The following is a 14,234-nucleotide window of genomic DNA, read 5'->3' as shown; positions in this document are numbered from 1 at the left end:
GATTCCCGCAGCAAAACGGGAGGTCCGGCGACGGATTTCGTCGCCAAATGGACACAGAACGCACGGATCGCTTGCGTGAGAGCGGTGTGGACGAGCACGATAAGGCCATGACTGACGCTCGCCACCCCGACTACGACCACCTCCAGCAGGCCGCCAAGGACCACCTGTGGCTGCACTTCACCCGGCAGGGGCAGTACGCCGACATGGACGTGCCCGTGATGGTCCGGGGTGAGGGCGCCTACCTGTGGGACGCGAAGGGGAAGAGGTACCTCGACGGACTGGCGGGCCTCTTCGTCTCCCAGCTGGGCCACGGCCGCACCGAGCTCGCCGACGCCGCGGCCGCCCAGGCCCGCGAGCTGGCGTTCATGCCGCTGTGGTCCTACGCGCACCCGCCGGCCATCGAGCTCGCCGAGAAGATCGCGTCGTACGCGCCCGGCGACCTCAACCGCGTCTTCTTCACCTCCGGCGGCGGCGAGGCGGTGGAGACGGCGTGGAAGCTGGCCAAGAACTACTTCAAGATGGTCGGCAAGCCGATGAAGCACAAGGTCATCAGCCGGGCCATCGCCTACCACGGCACCACCCAGGGCGCGCTGTCCATCACCGGGCTGCCGCTGCTCAAGCAGCAGTTCGAGCCGCTGGTGCCCTCGACGTTCCGGGTGCCCAACACCAACGCCTACCGGGCCTCCGAGATCACCTCGGGCCACCACGACGGCAGCGACCCCGAGGCCTTCGGCCGCTGGGCCGCCGACCAGATCGCCATCGCCATCGAGAACGAGGGCCCCGACACCGTCGCCGCCGTCTTCCTCGAGCCGGTGCAGAACGCCGGCGGCTGCTTCCCGCCCCCGCCCGGCTACTTCCAGCGGGTGCGCGAGATCTGCGACGAGTACGACGTCCTGCTCGTCTCCGACGAGGTGATCTGCGCCTTCGGGCGGCTCGGCCACATGTTCGGTGCCGAGCGCTACGACTACATGCCCGACATGATCACCTGTGCCAAGGGCCTCACCTCCGGCTACGCGCCCCTCGGCGCGATGATCGCCACCGAGCGCCTCATCGAGCCCTTCCTGGCCGACAAGGCGTCGTTCGCCCACGGCTACACCTTCGGTGGCCACCCCGTCTCGACCGCGGTCGGACTGCGCAACCTGCAGCTCTTCGAGGAGGAGAAGGTCCTCGAGCACGTCCGGGAGAACGAGCCCCGCTGCCGGGCCATCCTGGAGCGGCTGCTGGACCTGCCGATCGTCGGCGACGTCCGCGGCGACGGCTTCTTCTACGGGATCGAGCTCGTCAAGGACAAGGCGACCAAGGAGTCCTTCACCGACGAGGAGTGCGAGCGCATCCTCTACGGCTTCGTGTCCAAGCAGCTGTACGCCGAGGGCCTCTACTGCCGTGCCGACGACCGTGGCGACCCGGTCGTCCAGCTCGCCCCGCCGCTCATCTGCGGGCCCGAGCACTTCGAGGAGATGGAGCAGATCCTCCGCGTCGTCCTCGACAAGGCCCACTCGATGCTCTGAGCTTCTCGCGGGCGGGACGGCCCGGGGGCCGGGGGGCTGCCGGGCCGTCTGCCGCGCGCCGTGGGAGCATCCGCGGGTGATCGGCAGCCCGGAGACCCGCCTGGTGATCCTGCGAGGCAACAGCGGGTCGGGCAAGTCCTCGGTCGCCCGTGCGCTGCAGCGGCGCCGGGGTCGGGGCCACCTCGCCGTCGTGTCGCAGGACGTCGTACGCCGGGACGTGCTCTGGGCCCACGACCGTGCGGGCAACCCGGCGATCGCACTGATGGACCTGATGGCGCGGTACTCGCTCGACGCCGGTTACTCGGTGGTCGTGGAGGGCATCCTGCACCCGGACCGGTACGCCGAGATGCTGCTGCGGCTGGTGCGCGACCACGGTGGATCCACCCGGGCCTACTTCTGGGAACTGCCCTTCGACGAGACCCTGCGGCGGCACACGACCAAGGACAAGGCGTCGGAGTTCGGCGAGACCGAGATGCGCGAGTGGTGGTACGGCGATGCTCGCATCGCCGGGCTGGACGAGGAGCTGCTCGGCCCCGAGTGCTCCCTGGACGACACCGTCCGTCGCATCGAGACCGACTGCGGCTGGCCCTGACGACCTCGGCATGCCCGTCAGCGTGGAAGATCCGACGCCCCACAGCCGTCGGATCTTCCAGCGTGGCCCGACACCGCCCGCCGGAGGACAGCGGCGGTCGCGTAGACACGCGGACACAACCACGGTGACGGGCGCCGCGGCGCGCGCCCGCGTCGTACGCCGCAGGGCTTGTGTCCGCGTGTGTACGACGCGCGCAACCGTCAGCGGCCCGCGCGCCGCCTGCTCGCCATCTCCCCCAGCACCACGACGAGCAGCGCGATGAAGAACATGATCGTGCCGATCACGTTGATCTGCGGTGGGATGCCGCGCTGGTTGGCGCCCCACACGAACATCGGGAAGGTGACCTCCTGCCCGGCGTTGAGGTTGGTGATGATGAAGTCGTCGAAGGACAGCGAGAAGGACAGCAGCGCTGCGGCGAGGATGCCCGGGAAGACCAGCGGGAAGCTGACCCGCCAGAACGTCTGCCACTCGTTGGCGTAGAGGTCGGCCGCGGCCTGCTCGAGGCGCGGGTCGAGACCGGAGAGCCGGGCCTTGACCGTCACCACGACGAACGACAGGCAGAACAGGATGTGCGAGATCAGGATGGTCCCGAAGCCCAGCGCCCCGGCGAAGCCCGCGTTGACGAAGAGCGCCAGCAGCGAGGAGCCCATCACGATCTCCGGCGTCGCCATCGGCAGGAAGACGAAGAGGTTGGCCGACGATCGCCCACGGAAGCGGTGCCGCACCATCGCGAAGGCCATCAGCGTGCCGAGGATCGTCGCGCCGAGAGTGGCCAGGAGGCCGATCTCGATGCTGGTGCGCAACGAGGAGCAGAGCTGGAAGGGCTCGCAGACGTTGAGCCAGTTGTCGAGCGTGAAGCCGTTGAAGGTGTAGCTGTTGCGGGCGCCCGGTGCGTTGAAGCTCATCAGGATCACGACGAAGATCGGCACGAACATGTAGAGCAGCACCAGCAGGCCCAGGATGAGCACGAGCCGGTCGCCGAGCCAGCGGGAGAAGGTGTTCACACGAGCTCCTCGGTGCCGGCGCGGCGTACGTAGAGGAAGACGAGCAGCACGATCGCCGACATCAGCGTCACCGAGAGGGCCGCCGCCGTCGGGTAGTCACCGGCCCCGAACAGGTCCTGGATCTCGTTGCCGACCATCCGGGTCTGCGGGTTGCCCAGCAGCTCCGAGTTGATGTAGTCACCGGCCGCCGGGATGAAGGTGAGCAGGGTGCCCGCGACCAGGCCCGGCATGGCCAGCCGCAGGGTGACCGTGCGGAACGTGGTGATGGGCGAGGCGTAGAGGTCGGCGCCGGCCTCGATGAGGCGCGGGTCGATCTTCTCCAGCGAGGCGTAGAGCGGCAGGACCATGAAGGGGAGGAAGTTGTAGGTCAGCCCGGTGACCACGGCGAACGGCGTCGCCAGCAGGTACCCGTCGGGACCGAGGATGTGCAGGGTGCGGAGCAGCGAGACCAGCGGCTCGTTGTCGCCGAGGATGTACTGCCACGACAGCGTGCGGATCAGGAAGCTGGTGAAGAACGGGGCGATCACCGCGACCAGCATGAGGTTCTTGTAGCGACCGGCCTTGAACGCGATGGCGTAGGCCAGCGGGAAGCCCAGCAGGATGCAGGCGATGGTGGCGATGCTGGCGTAGATCAACGAGCGCACGAACTGCGGCCCGTAGTCCTGCAGCGCGTCCACGTAGTTCTGCCAGTGCCACGTCATCTGGTAGCCCAGCTGCAGCGAGCCCGCGGGGTCGTAGAGGCTGGTCGCGACGAGGGTGACGGTGGGCACCACGAAGAACAGCAGCAGCCACAGCCCGCCGGGCAGCAGCAGGAGGTAACCGGCCCAGCCCCGCTTCTGTCCCTCCGGGTCGGGCGGCCCGTCGAGCTGGGCCTCCGCGGGACCCAGGGAGGAGATGTGCCCTGCGGCGCTCACGCGTCCTCCCGCTCGACCCCTGCCGAGGCGTCCTGGGAGGCGTCGAGGAGGAACGTGTGCTCCGGGCGCCAGTGCAGGTCGACCTTGTCGCCGGCGCGGAACCGCTCGCGGGCGCCGGTGTTCTGCTCGAAGACGGTGAGCTCCTGGCCCCAGGCCATCCGCACGAGGTACTGCGTGCTGACGCCCACGAAGCTGACGTCGCTCACCACGCCGTCGGAGAGGGTGTTGACCCCCGAGCCGTCGTCGTGGCCGGCTGAGCTGAGGTAGACCTTCTCGGGACGTACGCCGGCCCAGACCTCGCCGCTCGTCACCCTCGCGCGCGCCTTGTCGGCCACGACGCGGGTGCCCTGGACGTCGAGGTCGATCACGTCGCCCCTGGCCCCGGCGACCGAGCCGGAGACCAGGTTGGACTGGCCGAGGAAGTTGGCCACGAAGGTCGTGGCGGGAGCCTCGTACAGCTCCTCGGGCGGGCCGAGCTGCTCGATGCGGCCCTCGTTCATCACCGCGACCGTGTCGGCCATGGTCATGGCCTCCTCCTGGTCGTGGGTGACGTGCACGAAGGTCAGCCCGACCTCGGTCTGGATGGACTTGAGCTCCAGCTGCATCTGCCGGCGCAGCTTGAGGTCGAGGGCACCGAGGGGCTCGTCGAGCAGCAGCACCTGCGGCTGGTTGATCAGGGCCCGCGCCAGCGCCACTCGCTGCTGCTGGCCACCGGAGAGCTGGCCGGGACGGCGCTTGGCGAGGTGCTCCAGCTCGACCAGGGCGAGCATCTCGGTGACCTTCGCGGCGACGTCCTTCTTGCCCTGGCGCTTGAGGCCGAAGGCGACGTTGTCGCCGATGGTGAGGTGCGGGAACAGCGCATAGCTCTGGAAGACCGTGTTGACCGGCCGCTTGTAGGGCTTGAGGCGGGTGATGTCGTCCTCGCCCAGCATGATCGTGCCGGTGGTGGGCTCCTCGAGACCGGCGACCATCCGCAGGGTCGTGGTCTTGCCACAGCCCGACGGGCCCAGCAGCGCGAAGAACGAGCCCTGGGGGACGGTGAGGTCGAGGTCGTCGACGGCCGTGAACGCGCCGAACCGCTTGGTGACCGACGTCAGCTGCAGGTCGGTGCCCATCAGGCGCCGATCACCTTCGCGAAGTCCTTGTCGTACTGCTGGCGCGTCTTCTCGTCGAGCTCCATGAAGCCGTACGCGTTGGCGAGGAAGGCCTCGTCCGGGAAGATCAGCGGGTTGTCCACGAGCGACGGGTCGATCTTCTCCATCGCCTCCTGGGCACCGGCGACCGGACAGATGTAGTTGACCCACGCGGCCAGCGTCGCCGCCACCTCGGGGTCGTAGTAGTGGTTCATCAGGGCCTCGGCGTTGGCCTTGTGGTCGGCCTTGTTGGGCACCAGCATGTTGTCGGACCAGAGCGAGAGGCCCTCCTCGGGGACGACCCACTTGATGTCCGGGTTGTCGTACTGCATCGCGATCACGTCACCGGACCACGCCTCGCAGGCCACGATGTTGCCGGCGTTGAGGTCGCGGATGTAGTCGTTGCCGGTGAAGCGGCGGACCTGGCCGGCACTGACGTAGCCCTCGAGGCGGCCGATCGCCGCCGACCACTCCTCGGAGCTGAAGTCCTCCGGGTTTGCGCCCTCGAGCAGCAGCATGAACAGCATCGTGTCGCCCATCTCGGACAGCAGGCTGATCTTGCCCTTGAGGTCGCCGCGGGTCATCAGCTCCTCGAACGATCCGACCTCGTCGGTGTACTTCGAGTTGTAGGCGATCCCGGTCACGCCGGACTGCCACGGCACGCTGCGGGTGCGGTCGGAGTCCCACGAGGGCGACCGCAGGTCGGGGGCGAGGTTGGCCTCGACGTTGGGCATGTTGGCCTTGTCGAGCTCCTGGATCCAGCCCAGGCCGATCATCCGGGCGGCCATCCAGTCGGTGAGCGTGATGATGTCGCGACCGATGGGCTCGCAGCTGCCGAGCTGGTCCTTCACCTTGCCGAAGAAGTCGTTGTTGTCGTTGACGTCGGTGTTGTAGGTGACCGAGATCCCCGACTCCGACTGGAACTGCTCGAGCGTGGGCATCGCCTTGCCCTTGCGGTCGATGTACTCGGGCCAGTTGGAGAAGACCAGCTCCTTCTCCTCGGCGGAGATGTCGGTGCTCTCGCACGTCTCCGCGCTCTGCACCTGGGAGTCGGTGCCGCAGGCGGAGAGGAGGCTCGGCGCCCCGAGCGCGAGGGCGGCCAGCGACGCGCCCCGCAGGACGTTGCGGCGACCGAGTGGACGCCCTGCGACATTGCTGCGAGCGGCTCGCAGCATCGCATCCAGGGACGGCTGGTCAGTGGGCATGCGCACTCCTCGTGGTCCGGTGATTCGAAGTGGATCGTGTCAAAGGAACCCCGCCTCCACAAGGGATCCAGTCGAAACGAAACCTCCCCGCAACGAAATCGCTTGTTTTCTGGCGCGATTCCTTTGCTCTGGGGCTCTCGTCCTGCCAGAGTTCGGCCCATGACTCGGAACCAGGAGAAGCCACCGGTGCACCTCGACGACGTGTCGAAGGCGATCATCGAGCAGCTCCAGCAGGACGGCCGTCGCTCGTACGCCGCCATCGGCAAGGTCGTGGGCCTCTCCGAGGCAGCGGTGCGACAGCGCGTCCAGCGCCTCATCGACGGCGGCGTCATGCAGGTCGTGGCCGTCACCGACCCGCTGGAGCTCGGCTTCGCCCGCCAGGCCATGGTCGGCGTCCGAGTCCAGGGCCCACTGGAGCCGGTCGCCGACGCGCTCACCGCCCTCGACGAGGTCGACTACGTCGTCATCACCGCCGGGTCCTTCGACCTCCTCGTCGAGGTCGTCTGCGAGAGCGACGACCACCTGCTCGACCTGATCTCCACGCGCATCCGCACGGTCGACGGCGTGGTGGCCACCGAGACGTTCATGTACCTCAGCCTGCGCAAGCAGACCTACTCGTGGGGCGTGCGCTGAGAGCTCAGCCGGCCGTCGCGGCGAAGGCCGCGTCGAGCACGTCGAAGGCCTCGTGCAGCTGGTCGTCGGAGATGGCCAGCGGCGGGAGGAAGCGCAGGACGTTGCCGTAGGTGCCGCAGGTGAGCACCACGACACCCTGCCGGTGCGCCTCGGCGGCGACGGCCTTGGCCGTGGCGGGGTCTGGGGTGCTGGTGCCGGCCTCGACGAGCTCGACCGCCATCATGGCGCCGCGACCGCGGATGTCGCCGACGCGGCCGTCGGCGGTGCGGATCCGCTCCAGGCGCTCGGTGAGGATGCGCTCGACCTGGCCGGCCCGCTCGACGAGGCCCTCCTCGACGATCGTGTCCATCACGGCCAGCGCGGCGGCGCAGGCGAGCGGGTTGCCGCCGTACGTGCCCCCGAGACCGCCGGCGTGGACGGCGTCCATCATCTCCGTGCGACCGGTGACGGCCGAGAGCGGCAGCCCGCCGGCGATGCCCTTCGCGGTGACGATGAGGTCCGGCACGACACCCTCGTGCTCCGAGGCGAACATCGCGCCCGTGCGGGCGAACCCGGTCTGGACCTCGTCGGCGACGAAGACGACGCCGTTGTCGCGGCACCACTCGGCGAGCGCCGGGAGGAAGCCGGGCGCGGGCACGATGAATCCGCCCTCGCCCTGGATCGGCTCGATGACGACCGCGGCCAGGTTGGCCGCGCCGACCTGCTTGTCGATGAGGTCGATGGCCCGGGCCGCCGCCTCGGCGCCCGACAGCCCGCCGTCGCGGAAGGGGTAGGACAGCGGCGCCCGGTAGACCTCGGACGCGAACGGGCCGAAGCCGTGCTTGTAGGGCATCGACTTGGACGTCATCGCCATCGTGAGGTTGGTGCGGCCGTGGTAGGCGTGGTCGAACGCCACCACCGCCTGCCGGCCGGTGTGCGTGCGGGCGATCTTGACGGCGTTCTCGACGGCCTCGGCGCCGGAGTTGAAGAGCACGCTGCGCTTGTCGTGGTCGCCGGGGGTCAGCTCGTTGAGCCGCTCGGCCACGGCGACGTACCCCTCGTAGGGCGTGATCATGAAGCAGGTGTGGGTGAAGGCCGCGACCTGCTCCTGCACCGCCGCGACGACCCGCGGGGCGCTCGAGCCGACCGTGGTGACCGCGATGCCCGAGCCAAGGTCGATCAGCACGTTGCCGTCGACGTCCTCGACGACGCCGCCGTGCGCGCGCACGGCGTACACGGGCATCATCGTGCCGACGCCGGAGGCGACCGCGGCGGACTTGCGCGCGGCGAGCTCGCGCGAGCGCGGGCCGGGGAGCTCGGTGACGAGGCGGCGCGACCCGGAGACGGGGGCGGTGGCGGGGCGGCTCTCGGTGCTGGTCATGGGTCTACCTCTCGGGGTCTGCGACGGGACGGAGCGGGGACGGGACGGCGAGGATCCGCTCGGCGGCGGCCTCGCCCATGCGGATGCCGCCGTCGACGTGCTGGAAGCCGAGGCCGGCGATGTCGCTGCTGGCGAAGGACAGCGGACCGACGTCCTCACGGGTCAGCGGGCCGAAGCGGGTGAGCGAACCGGTGGCGAAGCTGGTGGCGTAGGCGCCGGCCGTCCACTCCTCGTGCATCCAGGGGCTCTCGTAGTAGCCGACCGGGTGCAGGGCATGCTCGCCGTAGTAGCCGGCCAGCGACTCCAGGACGCGGCGGCGGCGCTCGTCGTCCGGCAGCGCGAGCAACGCGTCGGCCTGCTCGTCGGACACGAAGCCGACCAGGGTGCCGCGGGTCTCGCCGGGGACGTCCTCGTTGGTGTTGTCGTAGGCCTCGTGCACCAGCGCGTAGGGGCTGAACGCGGTGCCGGACAGGCCGGCGTCGCGCCAGAACGGCGTCTCGTAGGTGATGTGCAGCTTGATGACCAGCCCGAAGGACTGGTGCTGCCGCATCTGCTGGTGGCCGGCAGGCAGGGCGGGGGTGAAGGCGATGCGCCCCACCAGGGTGGGCGGGACGGCGAGCAGCGCGCGCCGGGCGGTGACCGTGAGGTCGGGGGCGGTGACCGTGACACCGTCGTCGTCCCAGCCGATCGCGGTCACCGGGGTGGAGACGCGGACGGCGTCGCCCAGCCCCTCGGCGAGGCGCAGCGGCACCTCCTGGAGCCCGCCGACGACGCGGCGGTCGAGGATGAAGTCGGCGTCGACGAGGTTGCTGAAGCCCCCGGCACTGGCGGCCATCAGCACCGCGGTGAGCACGGAGAAGGCGTGGGTCGGCTTGGTCAGCATCGCCGGCCCGACGTAGAGCGCGATGTTGTCGCGCGCCTCGACGTCGTCGGTCTGGCGCACCAGCCACTCCGCGAAGGTGACGCGGTCGAGCTCCTCGGCGTCGGGGTGCTCCCAGGGCGCCAGCGGATCCATCCCCGCGGCCAGCCGGTCGAGCTCCGCGGTGATCCGGTCGACCTCCGCGGCGGTCTCCGCCGGGACCGGGAACGCGTCACCGGTGAAGGTGCGGCGGACGCCGTCACGACCCACGTAGACCGACTCGCCCTCGCGGTGGCGGGGGTACGTCGCGAGGTCGAGCTCGTCGAGCATCGCGAGCAGGGCCGTCTGGTCCGGCGACACCCACTGGCCGCCGACCTCGAGGCGGACACCGTCCACGTCGTCGGTCAGCAGCCGGCCCCCCACCCGGTCCCGGGCCTCGACGACGAGCACGCTCCGGCCGGCCGCACGCAGCCGGCGCGCGGCGGTGAGCCCGGTGACGCCGGCGCCGGTGACCACCACGTCGACGTCGACGGCCTCCGCGGCGGAGGCGTCGCGCTGGGGAATCTGGTGGGTCATGGCGTCAGCCTAGCCTCAGACCACCGATTTCGTCGCCTCGGGATCCTTTCACCGATGGAATGCGTAACAATCGGCATGATTGACCCCCGAAACAGTGCGTCGATCATGCTTCGAACACCGGACGGCCGTCCGCCCAGGTGTGCGTGACCCGGGTCCGGGCCAGGGCCATCGGGTCCCCGCCGAGGACGTCGGCGTCGACGGCGACCAGGTCCGCGGCGTACCCGACCTCGAGGCGGCCGGAGACGTCCTCGAGGCCGTTGAGGTAGGTCGAGCCGGTGGTGTAGCCGGCCAGCGCCTCGACGACGGTGAGCGCCTCGTCGGGGAGCAGGGGCTCGTCGCCAGGGCCCATGTCGGGCGACCGGCGGTTGACCGCCACGTGCATCCCGCGCAGCGGATCGGCCTCGGAGACCGGCCAGTCGCTGCCGCAGGCGAGCCGGGCGCCGGCGCGCAGCAGCGACCCGAAGACGTACTGCTGCTGGCGTGCGGTCTCGGACACGAAGGGCAGCGTGAGCTCCTCGACCGCCTGGTCGCGGCACGCCCACAGCGGCTGCGCGTTGGCGGTGACGTCGAGGGCGGCGAAGCGGGCCACGTCGGCGGGGTCGATGACCTGCAGGTGCGCGAAGTGGTGGCGGTTGCCGCGCGGGCCGTTGACCGTGCGGGCGTGCTCGACGGCCGCCAGGCTGTCGCGTACGGCGCGGTCGCCGAGGGCATGGACGTGCACCTGGAAGTCCTCGGCGTCCAGCGCCGCGACGTACGCCTGGAGGTCGTCGGCGGCGATGAAGGAGAGGCCGCGGTTGTCGGTGGCGTGCCCGTGCGCGTCGAGATAGGGGTCGAGCATCGCGGCCGTGTGGGTCTCGCACACGCCGTCCTGCATGATCTTGACGCTGGTCGCGCGCACCCCGGCCTCGGCCGCCCGGCGCCGGCGCTCGACGAGCTCGGGCACCTGCTCGATGCCGCGCTCGCGGTCCCACCACAGCGCCAGCACCACCTTGGCGGTCAGCCTTCCGGACCGCCTGGCGTCGAGGTAGGTGTCCAGGGAGTCGAGCATGCCGAGGCCGGCGCCGACCAGGGCGTCCTGCCAGCCGACGATGCCGATCGAGTGGAGGTGCTGCTGCGCGGTCATCAACCCGGCCATCAGCTCCTCCTGCGTCGCCTTCGGCGCGTGGGCGGCGACGAGGTCCATCGCGCCCTCGTGCAGCGCACCGGTCGGTCGCCCGTCCGGGTCGCGCTCGATCCGCCCGTCCGCCGGGTCCGGCGTGTGCGCGTCGATGCCGGCCAGCTCGAGCGCGCGGGTGTTGACCCACGCGGAGTGGTGGTCGCGGTTGGGCAGGAATGCCGGACGGTCCGGGCACGCCCGGTCCAGCAGGTCTGCGGTGGGGACCCCGCCGGGGAAGGCGTCCATCGACCAGCCGCCACCGGTGACCCACGGGCGGTCGGGGTGCGCGGCGACGTACGACGCGACCCGCTCGACGTACTCCTCGATGGTCCCGAGGTCGGTGAGGTTGCAGAGGTTCAGCTCGGTGCCCGCCTGCACCGGGTGCACGTGGGCGTCGTGGAACGCCGGCAGCAGCCAGCGCCCGGCGAGGCTCTCGACCCGGGTGTCGGGGCCGACGAGGTGGGCGACGTCGTCGTGGCTGCCGAGACCGGCGATCAGGCCGTCGCGTACGACGAGGCAGTCGCCGTCCCAGCGTCCGTCGCGGTAGAGCGGCGCGTCGCGCAGGAGCAGGTCGCCGGGGCGGGTGTCGGTGCGGTCCATGGAGTTCCGATCGTGGGGTCTCGGCGGCAGGTCGGACAGGGGTCCGTCAACGGCCGGCGACGACGTCGGCCGCCCGGGCGAGGGGCGAGGTGGTGGGCCGGCCGGACGCCTCCTGGCGGTCGGCGGCGTGGTAGGCGCGGTAGAGGGCCTGGACGCCCAGCCACCGCAACGGCTCGGGCTCCCAGCGGCGCGCCCGGTGCCCCACCCACGGCAGCCGGGTGGTCTCGGTGTCGTGGCCGAGGACCAGGTCGGCGAGGGTGCGGCCGGCGAGGTTGGTGGCGGTGACGCCCGTCCCGACGTACCCGCCCGCCCAGCCCAGGCCGGTGCGGGCGTCGTGGCCGACGGAGGCCGACCAGTCGCGCGGAACGCCCAGGACGCCGCACCAGGCGTGGTCGATCGCGGCGTCGCGGGCGGCGGGGAAGAAGGTGCGCAGCAGGCCCGTCAGCGTGCCGATCGTCTCCGGGTGGGTCGCGCCGTCCGTGTCCGTGCGCGACCCGTAGCGGTAGGGGACACCGCGGCCGCCGAAGGCGATCCGGTCGTCGGCGGTCCGCTGGGCGTAGATGTAGGCGTGCGCGAAGTCGCCCAGCGCCTCGCGGCCGTGCCAGCCGATGCTGTCCCAGACGTCCGTCGGGAGGGGCTCGGTGACCACCAGGCTGGAGTTCATCGGCAGCAGGGTCCGCCGCTCGCCGGCCAGCCCCGGCGTGAAGCCCTCGGTGGCCCGGATGACGTGACGGGCCCGGACGTCGCCGCGTCCGGCCAGCGCCCGGCCCTCCTCGATGGCGGTGACGGGGGTGTCCTCGTGGATCGTCACGCCGAGCCGCTCGACCGCGGCGGCGAGACCCGCGACGAGCCGCGCCGGGTGGAGGGTGGCGCAGTGCGGGTGCCAGAGTCCGCCGACCGCCCCGGCCACCGCCACGCGCTCGGACGTCGCGGTGGCGTCGAGCAGCTCGGTGTCCGTGTGCGGCCACGTCGCCTCGGAGGCGGCCTTCGCCCGCAACCGGGCGAGCTGCGCCGCGTTGCGGGCCACCTCGAGCTCGCCGCCGCGGACGATGTGGGCGTCGATCCCCTCGCGCTCCGCGACCTCGATCACCTCGGTCACCGACTCGTTGAGCGCCTTCTGCTGCGCGATCGCCGGGCCGCGGTCACCGGCGCGGACGTACTGCTCGCGCCCGCCGGTCACGCTGTTGGTGAGCCAGCCGCCGTTGCGCCCCGACGCGCCGTACCCGGCGAACCGCGCCTCCAGCACGACGACCCGCAGGTCCGGCTGCGCCCGCTTCAGGTAGTACGCCGTCCACAGCCCGGTGTAGCCGGCTCCGACGATGCACACGTCGGCGTCGGTGGAGCCGGGCAGCGGCGGCCGTGGCGTCGGCGTACCGACCTGGCTCCACCAGAAGGACACTCCGCCGTTGGTCGGTCCGGCACCCTCGCTCTGCACGGGACGACCTTGGCACCTCGGCGGTCGTCCCGCCAGAGGCGACCCGTCGCGGCGCACCGGCGGACCGGCGGTGGATCAGGCGTGCAATCCGCGCAGGACCTCGTGGAAGACGGCCTTCCCCTCCAGGCCGATGCCCGGGCGCTCCCCCGGTGACACGCGGCCACCCTCGACGACCGCGTCGTCCGCGAAGCCACCCGTGGGCCGGAACTCCCCGGGGTAGGACTCGTTGCCACCGAGCTTGAGGGCGGCCGCGATGTGCAGGGAGAACTGGTGCCCGCCGTGCGGGATGCACCGCCGCGAGGACCAGCCGTGCTGGCGCAGCATGTCCTGGATCCGGACGTACTCGACGAGTCCGTAGCTCAGCGCCGGGTCGACCTGGATCCAGTCCCGGTCGGGCCGCATCCCGGCGTACCGCACGAGGTTGCGCGCGTCCTGGAGGGAGAAGAGGTTCTCCCCGGTGGCGATCGGGTGGCGGTAGTGCTCCGACAGCGTGGCGTTGAGCCCGTAGTCGAGCGGGTCGCCGACCTCCTCGTACCAGAACAGGCCGTAGGGCTCGAGGGCCCGGCCGTAGGCCAGCGCGGTGTCGAGGTCGAAGCGGCCGTTGACGTCCACCGCGAGGCGCGAACCGTCGCCGTCGAGCACCTCGATGACGGCCTCGATGCGCCGCAGGTCCTCGGCGAGGTCGGCGCCACCGATCTTCATCTTGACGACCTCGTAGCCGGCGTCGAGGAAGCCCCGCATCTCGTCCTGGAGGTCGCGGTCGGTCTTGCCGGGCGCGTAGTAACCCCCGGCGGCGTAGACGAAGACCGACTCGTCGGGCTCCCCGTCGCCGTAGTGGTCGGAGATCCAGCGGTAGAGAGGGACCCCGGCGGCCTTGGCGGCCAGGTCGTGCAGCGCCATGTCGACGACACCGACCGCGACCGAGCGCTCGCCGTGGCCGCCCGGCTTCTCGTTGCGCATCATCACGTCCCACGCCAGCGTCGGCGAGAGCTCGCCGCCGTCGTCGAGCAGGCTGTCGGCCGGGGCGTCGGTGAGGCGCGGCAGGATCCGTCGGCGCAGGATGTCGCCCGCGCTGTAGCGGCCGTTGGAGTTGAACCCGTAGCCCACGAGCGGCTCGCCGTCGACGACCACGTCCGAGACGAGGGCGACGATGGAGCAGTCCATCGTGCTGAAGTCGATGAACGCGTTGCTCATCGACGAGCTGATCGGGATGACGCCCTCGTGGACGGAGACGATCTTCATCGGGGTAACCCTTCCGC

At 71.0% G+C, this 14,234-nt stretch carries 12 protein-coding genes; 3 read left to right on the top strand and 9 right to left on the bottom strand.

The genetic code is table 11. From position 1 onward, the window contains the following. Positions 1-107: 107 nt before the first annotated feature. Together DAE25_RS00855 and DAE25_RS00850 are read left to right on the top strand one after the other, a co-directional pair. Entirely contained in the window at positions 108-1,508 is a 1,401-nt protein-coding gene (locus tag DAE25_RS00855) for an aspartate aminotransferase family protein (RefSeq protein WP_107764380.1), read from the top strand. 76 nt (positions 1,509-1,584) lie between these two features. Next, entirely contained in the window at positions 1,585-2,100 is a 516-nt protein-coding gene (locus DAE25_RS00850; RefSeq protein ID WP_107764379.1) for an AAA family ATPase, read from the top strand. Positions 2,101-2,300: 200 nt separating this feature from the next. Here DAE25_RS00850 and DAE25_RS00845 read toward each other — a convergent pair whose 3' ends face one another. Genes DAE25_RS00845 through DAE25_RS00830 form a run of 4 tightly spaced genes read right to left on the bottom strand, consistent with a single transcriptional unit; the run spans position 2,301 to position 6,356 of the window. Continuing rightward, a complete protein-coding gene (locus DAE25_RS00845; RefSeq protein WP_082600274.1) occupies positions 2,301-3,104 on the bottom strand; it encodes an ABC transporter permease in 804 nt (267 codons plus the stop codon). Continuing rightward, positions 3,101-4,018: an ABC transporter permease gene (locus DAE25_RS00840; RefSeq protein WP_234410760.1), complete on the bottom strand. Its 918-nt coding sequence runs from the start codon at positions 4,016-4,018 to the stop codon at positions 3,101-3,103. The genes DAE25_RS00845 and DAE25_RS00840 overlap by 4 nt, the downstream gene beginning before the upstream one ends. Next, positions 4,015-5,133 carry an ABC transporter ATP-binding protein gene (locus DAE25_RS00835; RefSeq protein WP_107764378.1) on the bottom strand — a complete coding sequence of 373 codons (1,119 nt, stop codon included), beginning with the start codon at positions 5,131-5,133 and terminating at the stop codon, positions 4,015-4,017. The genes DAE25_RS00840 and DAE25_RS00835 overlap by 4 nt, the downstream gene beginning before the upstream one ends. After that, a complete protein-coding gene (locus DAE25_RS00830) occupies positions 5,133-6,356 on the bottom strand; it encodes a polyamine ABC transporter substrate-binding protein (protein ID WP_234410759.1) in 1,224 nt (407 codons plus the stop codon). Before DAE25_RS00830 ends, DAE25_RS00835 begins: the two co-directional genes overlap by 1 nt. A 159-nt stretch (positions 6,357-6,515) precedes the next feature. On the opposite strand from DAE25_RS00830, the gene DAE25_RS00825 reads away from it, so the two are divergent. Beyond that, complete coding sequence (locus DAE25_RS00825) at positions 6,516-6,989, top strand: Lrp/AsnC family transcriptional regulator (protein WP_056887454.1); 474 nt, start codon at positions 6,516-6,518, stop codon at positions 6,987-6,989. A 4-nt stretch (positions 6,990-6,993) separates the two neighbouring features. On the opposite strand, the gene gabT is transcribed toward DAE25_RS00825, so the two are convergent. From gabT to DAE25_RS00800, 5 genes are all read right to left on the bottom strand, one after another. After that, entirely contained in the window at positions 6,994-8,349 is a 1,356-nt protein-coding gene (gene gabT / locus DAE25_RS00820) for a 4-aminobutyrate--2-oxoglutarate transaminase (protein ID WP_107764377.1), read from the bottom strand. Positions 8,350-8,353: 4 nt separating this feature from the next. Next, the gene (locus DAE25_RS00815; RefSeq protein WP_107764376.1) at positions 8,354-9,784 is read right to left on the bottom strand and encodes a flavin monoamine oxidase family protein; all 1,431 of its coding nucleotides are present in this window, start codon (positions 9,782-9,784) and stop codon (positions 8,354-8,356) included. A 103-nt stretch (positions 9,785-9,887) separates the two neighbouring features. Then, positions 9,888-11,540 carry an amidohydrolase gene (locus DAE25_RS00810; RefSeq protein ID WP_107764375.1) on the bottom strand — a complete coding sequence of 551 codons (1,653 nt, stop codon included), beginning with the start codon at positions 11,538-11,540 and terminating at the stop codon, positions 9,888-9,890. Between the two features lie 46 nt (positions 11,541-11,586). Next, on the bottom strand, positions 11,587-12,975 hold the full coding sequence (locus tag DAE25_RS00805; RefSeq protein WP_107764374.1) for an NAD(P)/FAD-dependent oxidoreductase: 1,389 nt from the start codon (positions 12,973-12,975) through the stop codon (positions 11,587-11,589). Between the two features lie 75 nt (positions 12,976-13,050). Further along, positions 13,051-14,217: a mandelate racemase/muconate lactonizing enzyme family protein gene (locus DAE25_RS00800; RefSeq protein ID WP_107764373.1), complete on the bottom strand. Its 1,167-nt coding sequence runs from the start codon at positions 14,215-14,217 to the stop codon at positions 13,051-13,053. Positions 14,218-14,234 lie beyond the last annotated feature (17 nt).

The organism is Nocardioides terrigena (assembly GCF_003047265.1).
Classification (GTDB): domain Bacteria; phylum Actinomycetota; class Actinomycetes; order Propionibacteriales; family Nocardioidaceae; genus Nocardioides; species Nocardioides terrigena.
The sequence above is the reverse complement of the archived record's forward strand: the minus strand, read 5'-3'. Positions and strand labels throughout refer to the sequence as shown.